This is a genomic window from Paraburkholderia sp. BR10872 (genome assembly GCF_040965835.1).
Taxonomy (GTDB): domain Bacteria; phylum Pseudomonadota; class Gammaproteobacteria; order Burkholderiales; family Burkholderiaceae; genus Paraburkholderia; species Paraburkholderia nodosa_A.
The window spans coordinates 37,132-52,801 of record NZ_JBFRCN010000050.1; the positions used below are offsets into that span (position 1 = coordinate 37,132).

At 58.8% G+C, this 15,670-nt stretch carries 6 protein-coding genes and 7 pseudogenes; 10 read left to right on the plus strand and 3 right to left on the minus strand.

Annotation, left to right across the window (positions count from 1 at the left end; all coding sequences use genetic code 11):
* Positions 1-41: 41 nt before the first annotated feature.
* Positions 42-845 (minus strand): annotated as a pseudogene (locus AB4Y43_RS30675) (IS110 family transposase); the annotation flags it as partial.
* A gap of 112 nt (positions 846-957) precedes the next feature.
* On the opposite strand from AB4Y43_RS30675, the pseudogene AB4Y43_RS30680 reads away from it, so the two are divergent.
* The 3 genes and pseudogenes from AB4Y43_RS30680 (at position 958) to AB4Y43_RS30690 (ending at position 4,369) form a co-directional block, all read left to right on the plus strand.
* Positions 958-1,927 (plus strand): annotated as a pseudogene (locus tag AB4Y43_RS30680) (IS110 family transposase).
* A gap of 709 nt (positions 1,928-2,636) precedes the next feature.
* The gene (locus tag AB4Y43_RS30685) at positions 2,637-2,771 is read left to right on the plus strand and encodes a gamma-glutamyl-gamma-aminobutyrate hydrolase family protein (protein WP_368710022.1); all 135 of its coding nucleotides are present in this window, start codon (positions 2,637-2,639) and stop codon (positions 2,769-2,771) included.
* 500 nt (positions 2,772-3,271) lie between these two features.
* Complete coding sequence (locus AB4Y43_RS30690; protein ID WP_069269243.1) at positions 3,272-4,369, plus strand: OpgC domain-containing protein; 1,098 nt, start codon at positions 3,272-3,274, stop codon at positions 4,367-4,369.
* A gap of 144 nt (positions 4,370-4,513) precedes the next feature.
* Here AB4Y43_RS30690 and AB4Y43_RS30695 read toward each other — a convergent pair.
* Positions 4,514-4,897: pseudogene (locus AB4Y43_RS30695) on the minus strand (hypothetical protein); the annotation flags it as partial.
* A 474-nt stretch (positions 4,898-5,371) separates the two neighbouring features.
* Between AB4Y43_RS30695 and AB4Y43_RS30700 the strand changes: the two are divergent.
* The 6 genes and pseudogenes from AB4Y43_RS30700 to AB4Y43_RS30725 all read left to right on the plus strand — a co-directional run.
* Positions 5,372-5,641 carry a hypothetical protein gene (locus AB4Y43_RS30700; protein ID WP_342922778.1) on the plus strand — a complete coding sequence of 90 codons (270 nt, stop codon included), beginning with the start codon at positions 5,372-5,374 and terminating at the stop codon, positions 5,639-5,641.
* Positions 5,642-6,195: 554 nt separating this feature from the next.
* A pseudogene (locus AB4Y43_RS30705) lies at positions 6,196-6,508 on the plus strand (transposase); the annotation flags it as partial.
* A 660-nt stretch (positions 6,509-7,168) separates the two neighbouring features.
* Positions 7,169-8,286, plus strand: a pseudogene (locus tag AB4Y43_RS30710) (IS5 family transposase).
* A 327-nt stretch (positions 8,287-8,613) separates the two neighbouring features.
* Complete coding sequence (locus tag AB4Y43_RS30715; RefSeq protein ID WP_368661798.1) at positions 8,614-9,234, plus strand: carbonic anhydrase; 621 nt, start codon at positions 8,614-8,616, stop codon at positions 9,232-9,234.
* 100 nt (positions 9,235-9,334) lie between these two features.
* Positions 9,335-10,864: a SulP family inorganic anion transporter gene (locus AB4Y43_RS30720; RefSeq protein WP_368729514.1), complete on the plus strand. Its 1,530-nt coding sequence runs from the start codon at positions 9,335-9,337 to the stop codon at positions 10,862-10,864.
* A 113-nt stretch (positions 10,865-10,977) separates the two neighbouring features.
* Positions 10,978-11,640, plus strand: a pseudogene (locus AB4Y43_RS30725) (IS5 family transposase); the annotation flags it as partial.
* 615 nt (positions 11,641-12,255) lie between these two features.
* Here the strand turns inward: AB4Y43_RS30725 and AB4Y43_RS30730 are convergent.
* A pseudogene (locus AB4Y43_RS30730) lies at positions 12,256-12,630 on the minus strand (transposase); the annotation flags it as partial.
* 89 nt (positions 12,631-12,719) lie between these two features.
* On the opposite strand from AB4Y43_RS30730, the gene AB4Y43_RS30735 reads away from it, so the two are divergent.
* Entirely contained in the window at positions 12,720-15,590 is a 2,871-nt protein-coding gene (locus tag AB4Y43_RS30735; RefSeq protein WP_368729511.1) for an insulinase family protein, read from the plus strand.
* The last annotated feature ends 80 nt before the right edge of the window (positions 15,591-15,670 follow it).

Below are 15,670 nucleotides of genomic sequence, written 5' to 3' on the forward strand. Positions count from 1 at the left end.
ACCGCACGGCGGCCAGCCTTGCCGAATGGAAGTCATACTGACTTGCTGATGCCCAGCAGCACGTTCTTGCCGCCGCTGGAGTTCTGTCGGGGTACCAGACCGACCCACGCCGCAAGTTGCCTGGCATTCCTGAAGCTCATTGCGTCACCGACAGACGCGACGAGCGCGCTCGCGGTAAGTGGCCCGATGCCGGGGACACGTGCGAGGCGTTGACTCGTTTCGTCGCTGCGGTGCCAGGACTGAATCTGCTTCTCGAGCTCCCGGACCCGCCTGCCAAGGTCCTTCAGATGGTCAATGAGCCGCTGGATCAGCAATCGAGACGAGCCAGTGAGATCGCTCTCTGCATCTTCGATTAGTTCGGGCACCTGGCGCTCGAGATGCCCGATGCCTTGGGGAACAACGATCCCGAATTCGGCGGCAGTCCGCGAATCTGGTTGGCCTGTGGGGTTCGGGGCCGGACAAAACCCTGACGTACGCGATGCAGCGACAACACCGATTGCTGCTCGATGGTCTTGACCGGTACGAAACGCATGTTAGGTCGCGCGACTGCCTCGCAGATCGCCTCGGCATCCGCCGCGTCGTTTTTGTTCGTCTTGACGAATGGCTTGACAAACTGGGGTGCGATTAATCTTACGGTATGGCCCATTGCCAGCAGCTTGCGGGCCCAACAGTGCGCGCTGGCGCACGCCTCGATCCCGATTACGCAGGTGGAGAGGTTGGCGAAGGAACTCCGCAACGTGATTTCGCTTGAGCACTTTCTTCAGCACGGTTCGGCCATGTTCATTTACACCATGCACGGAAAAAATGTTCTTCGCCAGATCGATGCCAATCGTCGTAATCTTCATGATGGGCGCACCCCTCGGTCAGGTGGTTGCGGTGACACTTCCACTAATGGGATGGTCCCCGCCCTGGCGGATAGGATAGGCTGGCAGTGTTCATACCGAACTGGAGGCCATCATGGACGGAGTCACGCTCGTTGGTATCGATCTGGGCAAACACACATTTCACCTGCATGGGCAGGACGCAAAAGGCAAGGCTGTGTTCCGTAAAAAGATGAGCGCAAACAACTGGTCGAATTCTTCGCGACGTTCCATGCTTGTACCGTCGTTATGGAGGCCTGTGCCGGTTCGCATCATATGGCCCGCAAGCTGGCCGAATTCGGGCACACGGTGCGCTTTATCTCGCCTCAGTTCGTCAGGCCATTCGTCAAGTCAAACAAGAATGATTTCGTCGACGCCGAGGCGATCTGCGAAACAGCATCGCGCCCGGCGATGGAGATTTGTAACCCCGAAGACGGAATCGCAACAGACGTTTTCGGTGCTGCATCGTGTGCGTGAATCGATGGGTGCGCGAGCGCACCAGAACCGTAAACCAGATGCATGGCTTTCTCCTCGAGTTTGGCATCAGTCTGCCGGTGGGCAAGGCCGCTGTCGCACGTCTGCCGTCCGTGCTCGCCATGCAGGAACTGCCGCTCCGGCTGGTTGCGATTCTGGAGCGCCACCACCAGCACGTCAAGTACCTCGAGGAACAGATCGGTGAGATTGACCAGGAGCTGGGCCGCCAGCTCGCTGAGGACGAGATCGGACAGCGCCTCATGAGCATCTCGGGAGTTGGCCCGGTCACCGCAAGCGCGTTGGCCGCGAAAATGGGCGATGCAAAACAGTACGGATGCAGCCGCGATTTTGCGGCATCGATTGGGCTCGTCCCCCGGCAATACAGTACGGGCGGCAAGACCAATCTTCTCGGGATCAGCCGGCGCGGCGCCAAAAATGTCAGGCGCCTGCTCGTCCTGTGCGCCCGAGCCTACATGCGAGGCCTAGAGAAACGAACCGGCCGCCTGACGGACTGGGTTCGCGCAATGCTCGTGCAGCGGCATTCAAGCCTGGTGGCGTCTGCACTGGCCAACAAGCTGGCGCGAACCGGCTGAGCAATTGTTGCGCGCCACACCACATTCGACGCGGGCTTCACAACCCGCCCGACCTGAACGAACATGGCTTCATCTTTATTGACCACACTCACCCAACTGGTTTTGCGACGACCGAAAATTGATGACGTGAACGGCATACCGGCCTGACGAAGAACCTGCGTGCCAAACAGGCTTTCGAAGCCGAGCCACTGTTAAGGATCGTCAGGCGCGAATCTCATCGTGGCGCGGGGTGCGCCCCCCAAAACGACGCCGAATAGATTTAGGCAAGCCAGCTCGCCATCGAAAATCAGGGTTGCAAAAATGTGGCGGACCATAGATTTGGCAAATTGATGCCGCTTCGGGTGGGGGCGTCGATCCCATTACTTTCGACTTTAGCTCCGCGAAACTACGTGATCTACGGTATTACGAACGACGCAGCACCGTGACGAAAAGATGACAATGCTGCAACCGATCATGGGACGAAAATCGGGCGTTGCCGCTAGGGTGAGCGGCTTCATGCTGGTTGAGCCCTACCTACTAACCTGACGAACCTGACATCAAGATCATCTTCCACGCATACACGCATTAGTATGCGTTAGGTTTCCATAATAAAAATTCATATTCAATAACTGATCTAATGTGGCAATATCGCTTTGACGGGACGTGAATACGCGCTCCGCTTCGAGCATGTCTGATTGTCGTCGGGTCTGGCGGACTGCGGTCGTCGGTCATCGACGGCAGCGAGTTACGCGTCAACTCGCTATACAAGCAAGGAATCGCACAGGTTGGCCAAAGAGTTCGGTTGGAGGCAGTCGCGGATGACGGAGGCATGGAAGCACTGTACACGGACGCATCCACATTTTAACTCGCGCTGCAGTGGCCTCCTGAATGGCACGCCTCAAGCGACGAGGAGCCGGAAGATGCTAGGCGCGTTCGGCAAGGCATGTGATGGCTATAGAGCGAAGCGTTCGACGAAGCAGAATGCAACAACCAATTAATCTGCAGTTGCCTATTGGGAAGAGCTAACCCGGATTCTGGATTGGACGCAAACAGATGCTCCACGCTATTACACGCGCATAGAAGACTTCATGTCTACGCGGTCGAAAGAATTTTTGCGCGGCTAGCAGGAGCGAAGCCCTGCCCGGGACGGCCAGATGCCAGCCGATGCGGTTCGCAAAGCCCAATGATATTGGGCATATTAGCGGGCAAAATTAAGCCTTCAAGACACTACGTCGGCAGCAGTGTGGTAGCTCGTTCTCTCTTCTTGATGGCGAATCCTTTCCGTAATGAAATTTCCTTCATGCGTTCTGTTTGCACCCGAGCGCCCTGCCCGTGAGTGCTCCAGCCTCACACCATCCATACTCCATGCATTCATCGACCTCCCGGCTGCCAGAACTCGATTTTCTCCGCGGTCTCGCATTGCTGATCGTTGTCGTCGATCACGTCAGCGGCAGCGTCGTGTCGCACATTACGTTGCACACGTATGCGCTTTGCGACGCTGCTGAAGCGTTTGTGTTTCTCGCGGGCTACTCGACAGCCACCGCATGGACTACTCTGGCAGCGTACCGCGACAAAGCGGCCGCGCGTAGGTGGTTTATCAAACGAGCGTGGGTGATCTATCGGGCATTTCTTTTCACGGCTGGCTTACTGCTGCTGGCGAGCGCCGTCTTGCGCGCGTTCCACATCGAAACGCCGCACACGGCACGTGATCTGCAGCAATTGATTGCGTCGCCGGCAACGGTGCTGCGCGATATCGTGCTGCTACGCCGTCAACCATATCTTGCGTCGGTGCTGCCGATGTACGTACTCTTCGCGCTGGCAGCACCGGTGATGGTACCGCTCGCACGCGAGCGCCCGTGGCTACTTGTAGCGCTATCGTTCGGGCTCTGGGCGGTCGCGGGAACCTTATATTGGTATCTTCCCGCCGCACTGAACAACCGATGGGATTTCAATCCGTTCGCCTGGCAACTGGTATTTGTGCTCGGCGCACTCGCGCGCTGCCAGCCCGTTTATCAACACATCGATTCCGCGCGTTTCGGCAGGATCGCGTGGCTTGCAGCGCTCGCGATCATCGCCTCTGGTGCCTATTACAAGCTGAGGATCGAGCCCTCAACGCCTGGCATCATGAAGCGGGACCTCGAATGGCCACGCGCGGTGAATTTCATTGCGCTGGCGTGGCTGGTCGCCGATCTCGTCCGCCGTGGCTGGATACGACACGCTGCTGAGAGGGCACCGTGGGTCGGAGCGATCGGCCGTAGGAGCCTGCAGTGCTTCGTCGCCGGCACCGTAGTTTCGCTGAGCGCCGATGCCGTGTTGGCCCGGACAACCGGCGGCCAGCATGATGTGTGGCTGGGTCTCGCTGCAGATGCAGTGACGATCCTGTCCGTATTTGCCGTTGCCTCGCTCGCGAGCCTGCCGGCCCGCGCGCTGACGTCACGCCTGAGGAAAAGGCTCCGCCTGTAGACCCATTAGCCGTCGGATAGCGTCATGCGCAAAGCCGGTTCCTCGCGGCTCTTGAGTTCGAGCTGGGACTGAATAATGCTTCGCTGATTCTTCTCGCAGAAGCCCCGCGCACGGCTCGGGGGGGTGACGTGGCTCACTTTGCACTCAACGTTGATGCTGTGTCGGAAAGCCGCGGCAGTAAGGGGTTTGCAGAATCACTTTTTCAGGTGGTCGCCAGCATATGGATGCAGCAGGCAATTCTGAAGAAAGCCATCCGTGGATGGAAGCGATCTGTTCGAAGCGGATGCGCAGTCGGCGGAAGTTGTGAAGCCACGAGATGGTCTGCTCAACAGAGGCTGACCACGTCGAGCGATTTCTGCAATGCATGACCGCATGCAGTGGACATCGATATTTGTCGTGGTCGTAACCTCTATCGCCCTCAACGACCCGAGGCTTTGATAGTGGTTTGCCAGGCTTGCCGCGGATGGGCGGAATTGCCTCGACGAACGCTAGAAGTTGAATGGGATCGTTGCGGTTGACACCAGTCAAATCACCGCGAGCGGGAAGTTCCTGCAAATGCATCAACAACTATCAGCTTCAAACCCTTGCCGCGCAAGGCGCTTCGAGTTTTTCAGGGTCGACTAAATTACTGTCTCAAATCCGGGAGCCACTTTACAGATCCTGCGCGAAGGGTACGACACTTCTGTACAACGAGATGGGATTGAGGGACTATATTCGCTGTTCTACTCCGACCGCATCACGGTGTTGGTTGGCTCGTTCGCAGCATTGACGCATATCAACATCGAGGGTGAATCGCGCGCGTATCTTCACTAATGCAGGTGCGCGAGCGGGCGGCGGCAGGTTTTTAGTTTGTGGCGCATCGTGGTTCGCAGCAGAGAAACCATCAACGTAGTCGCCCGGGGGCTCCTCGTCATCGTGCCAAGGCCGCATGATCCGGAATTCCCCAGAAGTTACGCGTCAGGATGACGCACGAATGACTGTTACTCAGGAGGAGGTGCGACTATGAAAAATATGGCCGACGCCGACACGATCGAGTGCCGCGGGATTATCCGGAGGAGGGCCTTCGAACTTGCCGAAAGCGGTGCCTTTACCGACTGGCGAGCAATCAGGCTGACGCTCCACTCGCTCTTTCCCGCTAATCGCGTCGACGATATCCTCGCGAGCCCGTTCTGTCGTCTGGACCTGAATCTGCGATGCGGCAAGCCCATCCGTCAAAGCCTGTCCAATGAATATGGTCACGTGCAAGACAGCGAGCACGAAAGCGCCGGATAGCGATCAAGGGAGGTTTGCACGAGAGCCGTCTGCGACGGCACCGACTCCCAGTCCATTGAACCATTGAAGTCCTACCGAAGCTGGACAAGGGCCGTCCGGAAGATGAACCCCTCTTCTGCATGCAAACATGCTATGTATCTGATTTGACTTCACGGTTCGCTCGCAAACGGCCCGCTCACTCATGCGATGAGCCGACTGCAATGATTGCTGTTCGGCGCTTGATCGGCGCTTGATCGGTGCTGGATCAATGCCGGGTGTGGCACAGCTGCACAGATGGCGGAAGCATCATTCTCGTCGTTCTTGCCGCCGACCACAAAGGGTTTCACATATTGTGTCGGCAGCAGTCGAACCGTGTGCCCCCTGCGAGATAAATTCCAGAGCCCAGAAGTGCGAACCGTGACGGTGTTCGATGCCGATCAGGCTCGGTTCCAATCTCGAAAAGAACTTGCGCAGCTGCGGAAGTTTGCGCAGCTGTATCGGAGCAAGATCTGCGAACAGGCAAGGATGGTGACGTGGCCCCGGTGGACAAGTGGTCCTATGGCGTGTTCACGCTAATGTCGTTTGATCGTCCACTCTGGCGATGGAAATCACCGAAGCCCAATTATCAACGGATCGAGCATTGTCTGCCACGACAGCGTGGCAACAGTCAGTCTGACGAACCTGCAAGTGCAATGCGATCTTTATGTCGCCGAGCACGGCTGCAAGTGGCGTGGACTGCCGAAGCGCTTCGGTAGATGGCATACGATTTACACGCGGATGAACCGCTGGTCCAGAAGTGGCGTGCTGCGTCGCGTGTTCACGGAATTGCAGCGTGCACAGATCGTTCGCATCAGGATCGACGCGGTTTCGCTGGATAGCACTCCGATCTCGCGAAGCTCGGCCTCAAGGAGGCCGCTGCGCCCACCGTATGGAATGCGGTCCTGTTTGATCAATAAGCTATCCTACCTATTTGAACCAGAACCCTTCATCCCACGATTTTACTCGACCACCCCAGCAACGCGACAATGCCAATATGATCGATCCGCGACCAAACCGGTTAGCAGTCCTTTATCGACGCGGACTCATCGCACTGCCACCGCAACATGCACCGAACTTTGTTGCGCACACCCAATAATCAGAACCAGCCGAGCGCAAATAATGCCACGCGGTAAGCGAGACTACTGAGAAGTACGTCATCAAATTAATTTATGCCTGCACTTATGTCTATGGCGTAGGTCCTATTGAGGTCTGTTTGCTGCATTTTATCAATGCATCTAAAGCACAGTCGGTATAAAAGATGTGCGCAAATCTATGCGCCTACTGAGGCAACGCATGGTTCCGTTCAAACAATGGACGGGGTAGCCTAACGTATTTGACGACACAATTGCGACACGATGACTCATCTAAAATACCGGGTAGACTGAATTCTGTTATGCAAACCTTAATGACTGGAATGAAATGCATCGCAATTCTCATCAAGCTCAACACCATCTGTCGGCGCAAAAACTGTATGAGATCGCCATCATGGAAGAATCTTCTGCCGGGACGATGGCAAATGGCAGTCGGCATGGCGTCAGCGCCGACACATTCACCGAGAGTCTGTTTTCCATGTGCAAGCTGGACGACTTCGTCCCCAAGTCGCATCCGTTGCGTTCGATCCGCGTGATGGCGAATGAAGCGCTGGCGAAGATGGATCGACTGTTCGCCCAGATGTACGAAGCGGACATAAAGGGCGGGAGGCCGAGCATCGCGCCAGAGAAGTTGCTGCGAGCCACGCTGATTCAGGCGCTTTTCAGCATCCGCTCAGAGCGCCAGCTGATGGAGCAGGTGCAGTACAACCTGCTGTTTCGTTGGTTCATTGGCCTGGCGATGGACGACGAGGTGTGGGTGCCCACGGTCTTTACGAGAAACCGCGAGCGTCTGATCGAGCACGACGCCGTGATCGAATTCTTCAACGAAGGGGTGTCCATCGCCGGGAAGAAGTGTCTGCTCTCGGGCGGGCATTTCAGCGTGGACGGCACCCTAATCCAGGCGTGGGTCGGACACAAGAGTTTTGTACGCAAGAACGGCGACGATCAGGACAACGATGGTGGCGGCGCGGGCGACTGCAAAAGCGAGAAACGCAGCAACGAGACACATCAGTCGAAGACCGACCCCGATGCGAAGCTCTATCGAAAAGGCAAAACGGCCAGCGAATTGAGTTACATGGGCCATACGCTAACGGACAACCGGCACGGCCTGGTGGTCAACGCACGTGTGACACGCGCCGACGGTCATGCCGAGCGTGAAGCGGCCAAGATCATGATCCACGACGTACGGCAGGCGGCAGAGGATCCGCGCGCGGAAATCACGCTGGGTGCAGACAAGGGCTACGACGCACAGGAATTCGTCGAGGCGCGCCAGCAGATGAAGGTCACGCCGCACGTTGCGCAAAACACCTCGGGGCGGCGTTCGGCAGTGCACGATGCGATTGCCTCGAGCGTGGGCTACGCCATTTCGAGCAAAAGCGCAAGTTGATTGAACAGGGTTTCGGCAGGGCCAAGACCGTGGGGCGCATGCGCCAGGTGATGGTGCATGGCTTGAAGAAGGTGGACCAGATGTTCGTGTTGAATATGGCGGCGTACAACCTTGTGCGCATGCGATCGCTGGCACGGGTGCGTCCATAGTGGCGGGAAAGCGGCAATGAGGCCAAAAAAGTAGCCTCAAACCGCCAAAACAACGTTGAATTCGCGTTGAGATTGCGCAATCAGAAAAATTTTCGGCAGAAACCGCGTAAGCGGAACAAGGCCGTCTCCGTTGGGCTGTATTCCAGCGGCCTGCTAGGGTATCCCGGCGGCGGCCGAGTGCACTGGGTTGGTTGATTGACGGGTGACCGCGAAGTCCGCGCCACGTATTGGCGTCGTCCAGCGTCATTTTGGAACGACCCATTTTTTTGATAGAAGGCTATTCGCAAGCATTGATCGAAGCCAACGACCTGATTGGAGTCTCGACTCGTGAATCTTCCAAAACGCATGCTCGTCGCCAATGTCGCGTGGGCCCAGGAAATCGGACGGCGCGAACCAAACTTGTTTCGCGCGCTAGCCATGGGGCAGAAACCGCAAGTGCTCTGGATTGGCTGCTCAGATAGCCGCGTACCCGTCGAAACCATCACCCAGTGCGCGCCGGGGGATCTATTCGTTCATCGCAACATCGCTAACCTTTTTCATGTTGATGACGACAACACCATGAGCGTGCTCGAATATGCGGTGTGTGAGCTGCGGGTCGCGCACATCATTGTCTGCGGGCATTACGGATGCGGGGGCGTGCGCGCCTCGCTACTTCCGCCAGCCGATGCCTCGCCGCACTTCAACCGCCACATCAGGCCGCTTTGCGCACTCGCACACACGCATCACGCGGCGCTCGCTCGCCTGCCATCGGAAGAGGCACGCATCAACCGGCTCGTCGAACTTAATGTACTCGAACAGGTACGCCTGCTGCGCGAGCATCCGCTCGTGCGTGGGCGTGCACCCTCTCCCCTTGTGCACGGCTGGATCTTTTCACTGAACGACGGCCAGATGCGCGAACTCGTGTCGGGCTACGGGCGTGAAACAAGGAAGGCAATCGCCCCCGTCTGACCCGCTCCAGATCGCTCCGCTTACCTCGTTCACCGGAACATGGCAGTCGCACAAGTTTCGCCGTCGCGGTATTCACCCTTCACTATTTTTCGTTTCCGTCATGACTTCGAAAGCTTTCCCTTCTGCGCTTCTACGTGACCTCGCAGCCGGCGCTGTAGTCTTTCTCGTCGCGCTGCCGTTGTGTCTCGGCATTGCAAAAGCCTCCGGCGCAGAGCCGCTAGCCGGGTTGGTGTCTGGCATCGTTGGTGGCATCGTCGTCGCCTTGCTCAGCGGATCGTCCCTCAGTGTGAGCGGCCCCGCCGCGGGCCTCGTCGTGATCGTCGTCGACGGCATCGCGCGTCTCGGTAGTTTCTCTGCATTCCTTATTGCATTGCTGCTCTCGGGCGCCATCCAGTTCGGCTTCGGCACGCTTCGAGCCGGGCAGCTCGCGTCGTATGTCCCCACACCCGTCATCAAGGGAATGCTCGCCGCAATCGGCCTGCTGCTGATCATCAAGCAGGTTCCACTCGCAGTCGGTCTGACGTCGGGCGGCAACACCGAATCGTTGGCAGGCGCGCTTGTATCCATCTCGCCCATAGTCTGTACTGTAACCGCCATCTCGCTGGCCATCCTTGCGGCCTGGGACACGCATACATTGCGACGCTTCGCCCTAGTGCGGTTCGTGCCCGCGCCGCTTGTCGTCGTAGTTGCGGGCGTAAGCGCGACGCTGGTTTGCGGCGCGTTAGGCGCCACGCTCGCGTTGCCACCTGAGCTCCGCGTAGCGTTGCCGGCCATCAAATCGTTGGCGGCGCTCCACGACGCCTTGCATTTCGCTGAGTTCGGGTTGAGCTTCGCGCGCCTTGTGGATCCAGAAATCTGGATCGTCGCCCTGACGCTTGCCGTTGTCGCCAGCCTAGAAACGCTCCTGAGCCTCGAAGCCGTCGAGCAGATCGACCCGCAGCGTCGCGCCGCACCACCGAATCGCGAACTCAAAGCGCAAGGCGTCGGCAATATGGTGGCAGGCGCCATCGGGGGATTGCCCATCACATCCGTCATCGTCCGCAGTTCGGCCAACGTCCACGCCGGCGCGCGAAGCAGGCTCTCCGCAATCGTGCACGGCGTGCTACTCCTCGTCAGCGTGTTCGCGCTCACGGATGCGATCAACCTGATTCCGCTCGCGAGTCTCGCCGCCATTCTCATTCATACCGGCATCAAGCTCGCCAGACCGTCGCTGTTCATTATGCTCGCGAAACAGGGAGCGGCAGCGTTCACGCCATTCATTGTAACGATTGCCGGGGTGCTCGCCACCGATCTGCTCACCGGAATTGTCCTCGGCGTGCTGTGCAGCGCCGCGCTCGCGTTGTGGGCGAATCTGCATCGGCCTATTGCCCTCGCGCGACACGACGACCATTTCCTGCTCTCGTTTCGCAAGGATGTGTCGTTTCTCGGCAAGGTGGCGCTCAAGGAGATGCTTGCGCATATCCCGGATCGGGCGACTCTCATCGTCGACACAACCCGCGCCGATTTCATCGACCACGACGTGCGCGAACTGCTGGACCGTTTCATTGACGAGGCGCCGCTGCGGTCGATCTCGGTGGAGGTTCTACATGCCGCAACGGTGCTGCCTCGTGCAACGCGCTCAGGCGCCTGACCGCATGCCAACAATGATGTTGGGATCCGTGACGGTTGTGTGTCGCATTAGATGCTATGTGGGGGGGCCGCGGAAGTAAGCCCGACTGGAGTAAAACGGAGCTTGCACACATCGTTTTCTCCGAAGGAGCACGCAAATGGATGGCGCGAGCCGGTGCCTCGTGGCGTATGCTGCCGACCAACTTCGCGCCGTCGGAACTGGTCTATCAGCAAACACAAACGTTGGCTGAACGCGGGTTGTTTCGATGGGATGGTCAGCGAATTGCGTTCGGTGCTGCGTATCGCCCAGGAGCGCCGGGGGCAACCCAGCGCGGTTATCCTGGATGGACGCACGTTGCAGTCCACGTGCGAAAGCGGCCCGCGTGCGGGCTACGATGGCTATAACCGCAAGCGTGGCAGCAAGGTACACATGGCGCTCGATACGCTGGGCAATCTGCTGGCTGTGCACATTACGCCGGCCAACGAGCAGGGGCGAGCGCAGGTCGCCGAGCTTGCCCGCCAGGTTCAGGAGGTATCGGGTCAAACAGTGAAGGTGGCATTCGCGGACCAAGACCATACAGGTGAGGACGCGACGCAGGCCGCGCGTGATGAAGGCATTGAACGGCAGGCCATCAAGCTGCCGGAGGCGAAAAAAGGCTTTGTCCTCCTGCCGCGTCGCTGGGTGGTCGAGCCAGCTTTGGCTGGTTGAATCGCTTCCGGCGGCTCGCACGAGATTACGAGCGACTTCCGCAGACGCTTGCAGGGCTTCATTTCGTCGTTTTCGCAATGTTGATGCTCGTTCAACGCTTCCCAGCGCGACGCAGTAGGGCGCGGGATCTCCCGGTTCCCATGCAAGGTGTTTCCGCACGTGCTCAGGGTCTCCGACCGCGCGGGGTCCGGGATTGCCTTGCCAATACGGCAATCCCGGTGTGGCTTTCGGCAAGCGTCCAGCGCCTCGGCACCCCGATCAGCCCGCACCTTTCGGAACGGGGAATGGATTTCGCAGCTCGATACCTGGCCGATGCGTACCTCTGCCAACGCTTCGCCTACGCCCTTACGGACGCACACGCATGACTCGAGGCCGTTGTGGTTGGCTAGACCTTCAACGTATGACTCTTTCATTCACAACACCTTGCCGGGTTTGACCGGCGCACGGACGCGTTCATTTCATTGCTCACGCCCAATGCGGCTTCGAACAGCTTGCTGTGCACGACCTGCCCTCGTCGTGTTTATGCAGAAGTCGGGACGATACCCCCCACTGGAAATTCAACAGAGGCAAAATTGAGTCCATTCATCTACGGCTGTAACGGCGACCTTGAGGTAGGTCAAACATTGGTCAACACGGTTAGGAGGCCATGAACAACGAAATTGGAGCGTGTGCGAAACTAAACATTAACGAATGTCGCGAAAATACGTCGGCGTGAAGTGCATGTGGTAGCGTATGCTTGGCCAGCCACACCCTGACCTTCGGATGCTTGTGCGTCGCATCGTTGTCGACGATCAGATGCACATCGAGATTGTGCGGGCACCGCCTGATCCGCATGCCTGAGAAACGCGAGGAATTCCTGATGACGGTGGCGCGGCTTACATTGCGCAATGACTTCACCCGTTGCCGTATTGAGGGCGGCGAACAGCGGGTAGCGCCCTGCCCGCCTGGCACTGGCTCTTTTCGTCGACGCACAGCACCAAAGCATTGGTCGGTGGGCTCAGGTACAGCCCGACAATATCGCGCACCTTCTCTACGAAGTAGGGATCATTAGACAGCTTGAAACTCTTTGACCAATGAGGGGCGTTACATAAGTGGAACGTAAGGACAGGCCACGCGCCGCTGCGCTTAGCCGTACCTCATCGATCAGCCAACCCGACACTGAATCACAATGACCTCCTTCGAACACATCTCCAGTCACCCCATCCCGGATCTGCGCGCGCAGCTCGAGCAATACCTAGACCCCGCATCCGGAGCACGTCATGTACATTTGGCCAGCGACCAGGACGAGTTCGCTTTCCTGGTGGGCTTTCCGACGGTTCCGCAAGCTAGCGACGGGCGTGCCCATATCCTCGAGCATCTTGCACTGTGCGGCTCGGAGCGTTTCCCGGTGGCGGACCCGTTTTTCGCAATGCTGCGGCGCTCAACGGCGACTTTCATGAATGCGATGACGTACCCCGACCGCACGGTCTATCCGTTCGCGAGTACCGATCGCACCGACTTCTTCAATCTGCTCGACGTCTATCTTGACGCGACCTTCTTCCCCAAGCTGGATTACCTTAGCTTCCGTCAGGAGGGCTGGCGCCATTCCTTCAAGGACGATCGCCTGGTCCGTCAAGGTGTAGTGCTCAACGAGATGAAGGGCGCGTTTGGCGATCCGCTGAGCATCCTGTACTCCGGCCTCAACAAGGCTCTGTTCCCCGGAACGTCCTACGCCGAGAACTACGGCGGCGACCCGCTCGTCATCCCGGAGCTTTCACACGAAATGCTGCTGGAGTTCCACGCCAGCCACTACCACCCTTCGCAGGCGATGTTCATGAGCGCTGGTCGAATCGAGGCAAAGGAGATTCAGGCCAAGCTCGTTGAGCGCGTGCTCTCGCGCCGCACGGGACGGTGCCCGGCGCGTCGGCCAGAGCTGGCTGCTGACTGGATAGCACCGCGCCGCGCTCAGGTCAGAGTACCGTCGGCTCAAGCGCGCCCTGACGAACATGGCCTGCAGCTCAGCTGGCGCTTCGGTGAATCCACCGACCCGCTAGCCACTGCACGACTTCGGCTACTGAGCCACGGCTTGCTTGGCGACGCCTCCGCGCCGGTGATGAAGGCGATGCAGTCGGCAGGCTTCGGCCGACCAAGCCAGATGAATTTCGTCGACAGCGGCCTGCGCCAGCTTGTGCTGCATATTGGCATGGAAGGATTGACCGAGACACAGGTGGAGCGAGCAAAGAGCTGTATCGAGCACGCCCTCGAGGACGCCGCAACTGACGGCGTTCCGGTGGATGTCCTCAAAACCGCACTGCGCGACATGCGTTTTGCAAAGCGCGAGATTCAGGGGGACACCATCCCAGACGCACTGCGCCGGTTGCTTGACGCCGTACCCTTGCTGATGAACGGAGGCGATGTCGCAACGGCATTCGATATCGAACCCGTGCTTCAGCAACTCGGGAAAGAGATTGAGGACCCGGCCTTCTTCAAGCATGCCGTCCGTGAGCTGATCAATCACCCGAATCTTCTGGCCACGCACGTGATTGCAGATGCCGACTTCGCGACTCTGCGCGAGGCGCAGGAAGCCAAGGCGCTCGCGCTGAAGGAGCGCGAGCTGAACGACGACGAGCGTCGCCAGATCGGCGCCGAGGAGGCCGCTCTGGCCGAACACCGCAGGGCTCGAAGCAACATCGATGTACTGCCTTGCGTTCAGCCGAGCGAACTCAGGCGTGAGCCCATCGCGTTGCCAGAGATTCAACATCAGCACAGCTCGATTAGCGTCGTCGGTGGCGCCACCAACGGCATCACCTATGCGACCACGCTTTTCGATCTGAGCACGGCCCCGAAGGACGATTGGCCCTGGCTATCCCTGTACGCCGACATCGTGCCGGACCTCGGGACTGGTAGTTTGGGATTTGAAGAAGCGGGCCGATGGCGCCAGCGTCAGGTGTCCTCGTTCTCAATGACGCTGGACACCTTGGTGGAGGCCGGTCGCACGAGCCTGACGCCGCAACTGAACGTTCATGCCTCCGCGCTGACTGAGGACGAAGCCGGAATCCCCTCCGCCATCGCGGCGTGGACCTTGGTGCCGCGATTCGATGAACTCGACCGCATCTCGTTTTTGACCAAAGCGCGCGTCGCGCGTAAAGTCAACGGCTTAGCAGCGGCGGCCGGCCAGTACGCTTCTCTGGCCGCGGCCGCGGCCTACTCGATTCGTCGGCAATTTGCCCACCGCGTGCACGGCCTAGCCTCTCTGCCATTCGTCGCCGCGCTAGGCAAGATGCTGGAGTCGCCGGAGGGCGTTCAAGCTATCGCCGACCACCTGAAGCGCATTCACCAGCTGTTGCTGGAGGTGCCCAATCGCGTCATTTGGGTTGGCCTGAACGGATCGTCGCTCGAGGCCTCGAAGGCATTGGACCTGCGCCCCTCTCGGGCTGGCAGGCTGGGTGCATCTGACGCGATCTCGCGTGCTCATGAAGTCGCCAACGTGGCCTTGCGTGTGGCAAGCCAGGTGAACCATTGCCACATTGCATGGGCCGCGCCTAGTGTCGAGCATCCCGATGCTGCGCCGCTCGCTGTTGCCGCCGAGCTCCTGACCCATCTTGCGCTGCACCGCAAGCTGCGCGAAGAGGGGGGAGCCTACGGCGGCTGGGCCAGCTATAGCGCGGAGGATGGCCTTTTTACGATGAGTTCGTTTCGCGATCCCCGGCTAGCGGGCACCTACGCGGATTTCGCGGGCTCGGTGCGCGAGATCCAGGACGCATACTTTAGCCAACAGACCCTCGAAGGAGCCATCATCTCAGTCATCAAGCGACTCGACAAACCTCTGGCACCATATACTCTCGCCAGTGCAGCCGATCGTTCGGAGCGTCGCGGTGTGACGAAGGAGATGCGCCGAGCCTTCCGCCAACAAGTGCTCGCTTGCACTTTGATGCAAGTCAAGGAGGCGCTCGCTCGCTGGCTACCGCCGCAAGCGGCTAGCCGTGCCGCCGCTGTGGGAAATGCAAACCAGGATCTCTGCGGAATGGCTGTGATCGAGGTAGCTGACCTTGTGAATTGATTCAAGTGATTGCGGGTTTGACCGTGCCTCGATTTCGCGTACAGCAGGAATTTTGTTAATTTCCTACTGTACGGAGGGGT

Excerpts from the sequence above, each read along its gene's own strand:
- AB4Y43_RS30690 (WP_069269243.1), top strand. The coding sequence starts at position 3,272 with ATGCATTCATCGACCTCCCGGCTGCCAGAACTCGATTTTCTCCGCGGT.
- AB4Y43_RS30700 (WP_342922778.1), top strand. The coding sequence starts at position 5,372 with ATGAAAAATATGGCCGACGCCGACACGATCGAGTGCCGCGGGATTATC.
- AB4Y43_RS30720 (WP_368729514.1), top strand. The coding sequence starts at position 9,335 with ATGACTTCGAAAGCTTTCCCTTCTGCGCTTCTACGTGACCTCGCAGCC.
- AB4Y43_RS30735 (WP_368729511.1), top strand. The coding sequence starts at position 12,720 with ATGACCTCCTTCGAACACATCTCCAGTCACCCCATCCCGGATCTGCGC.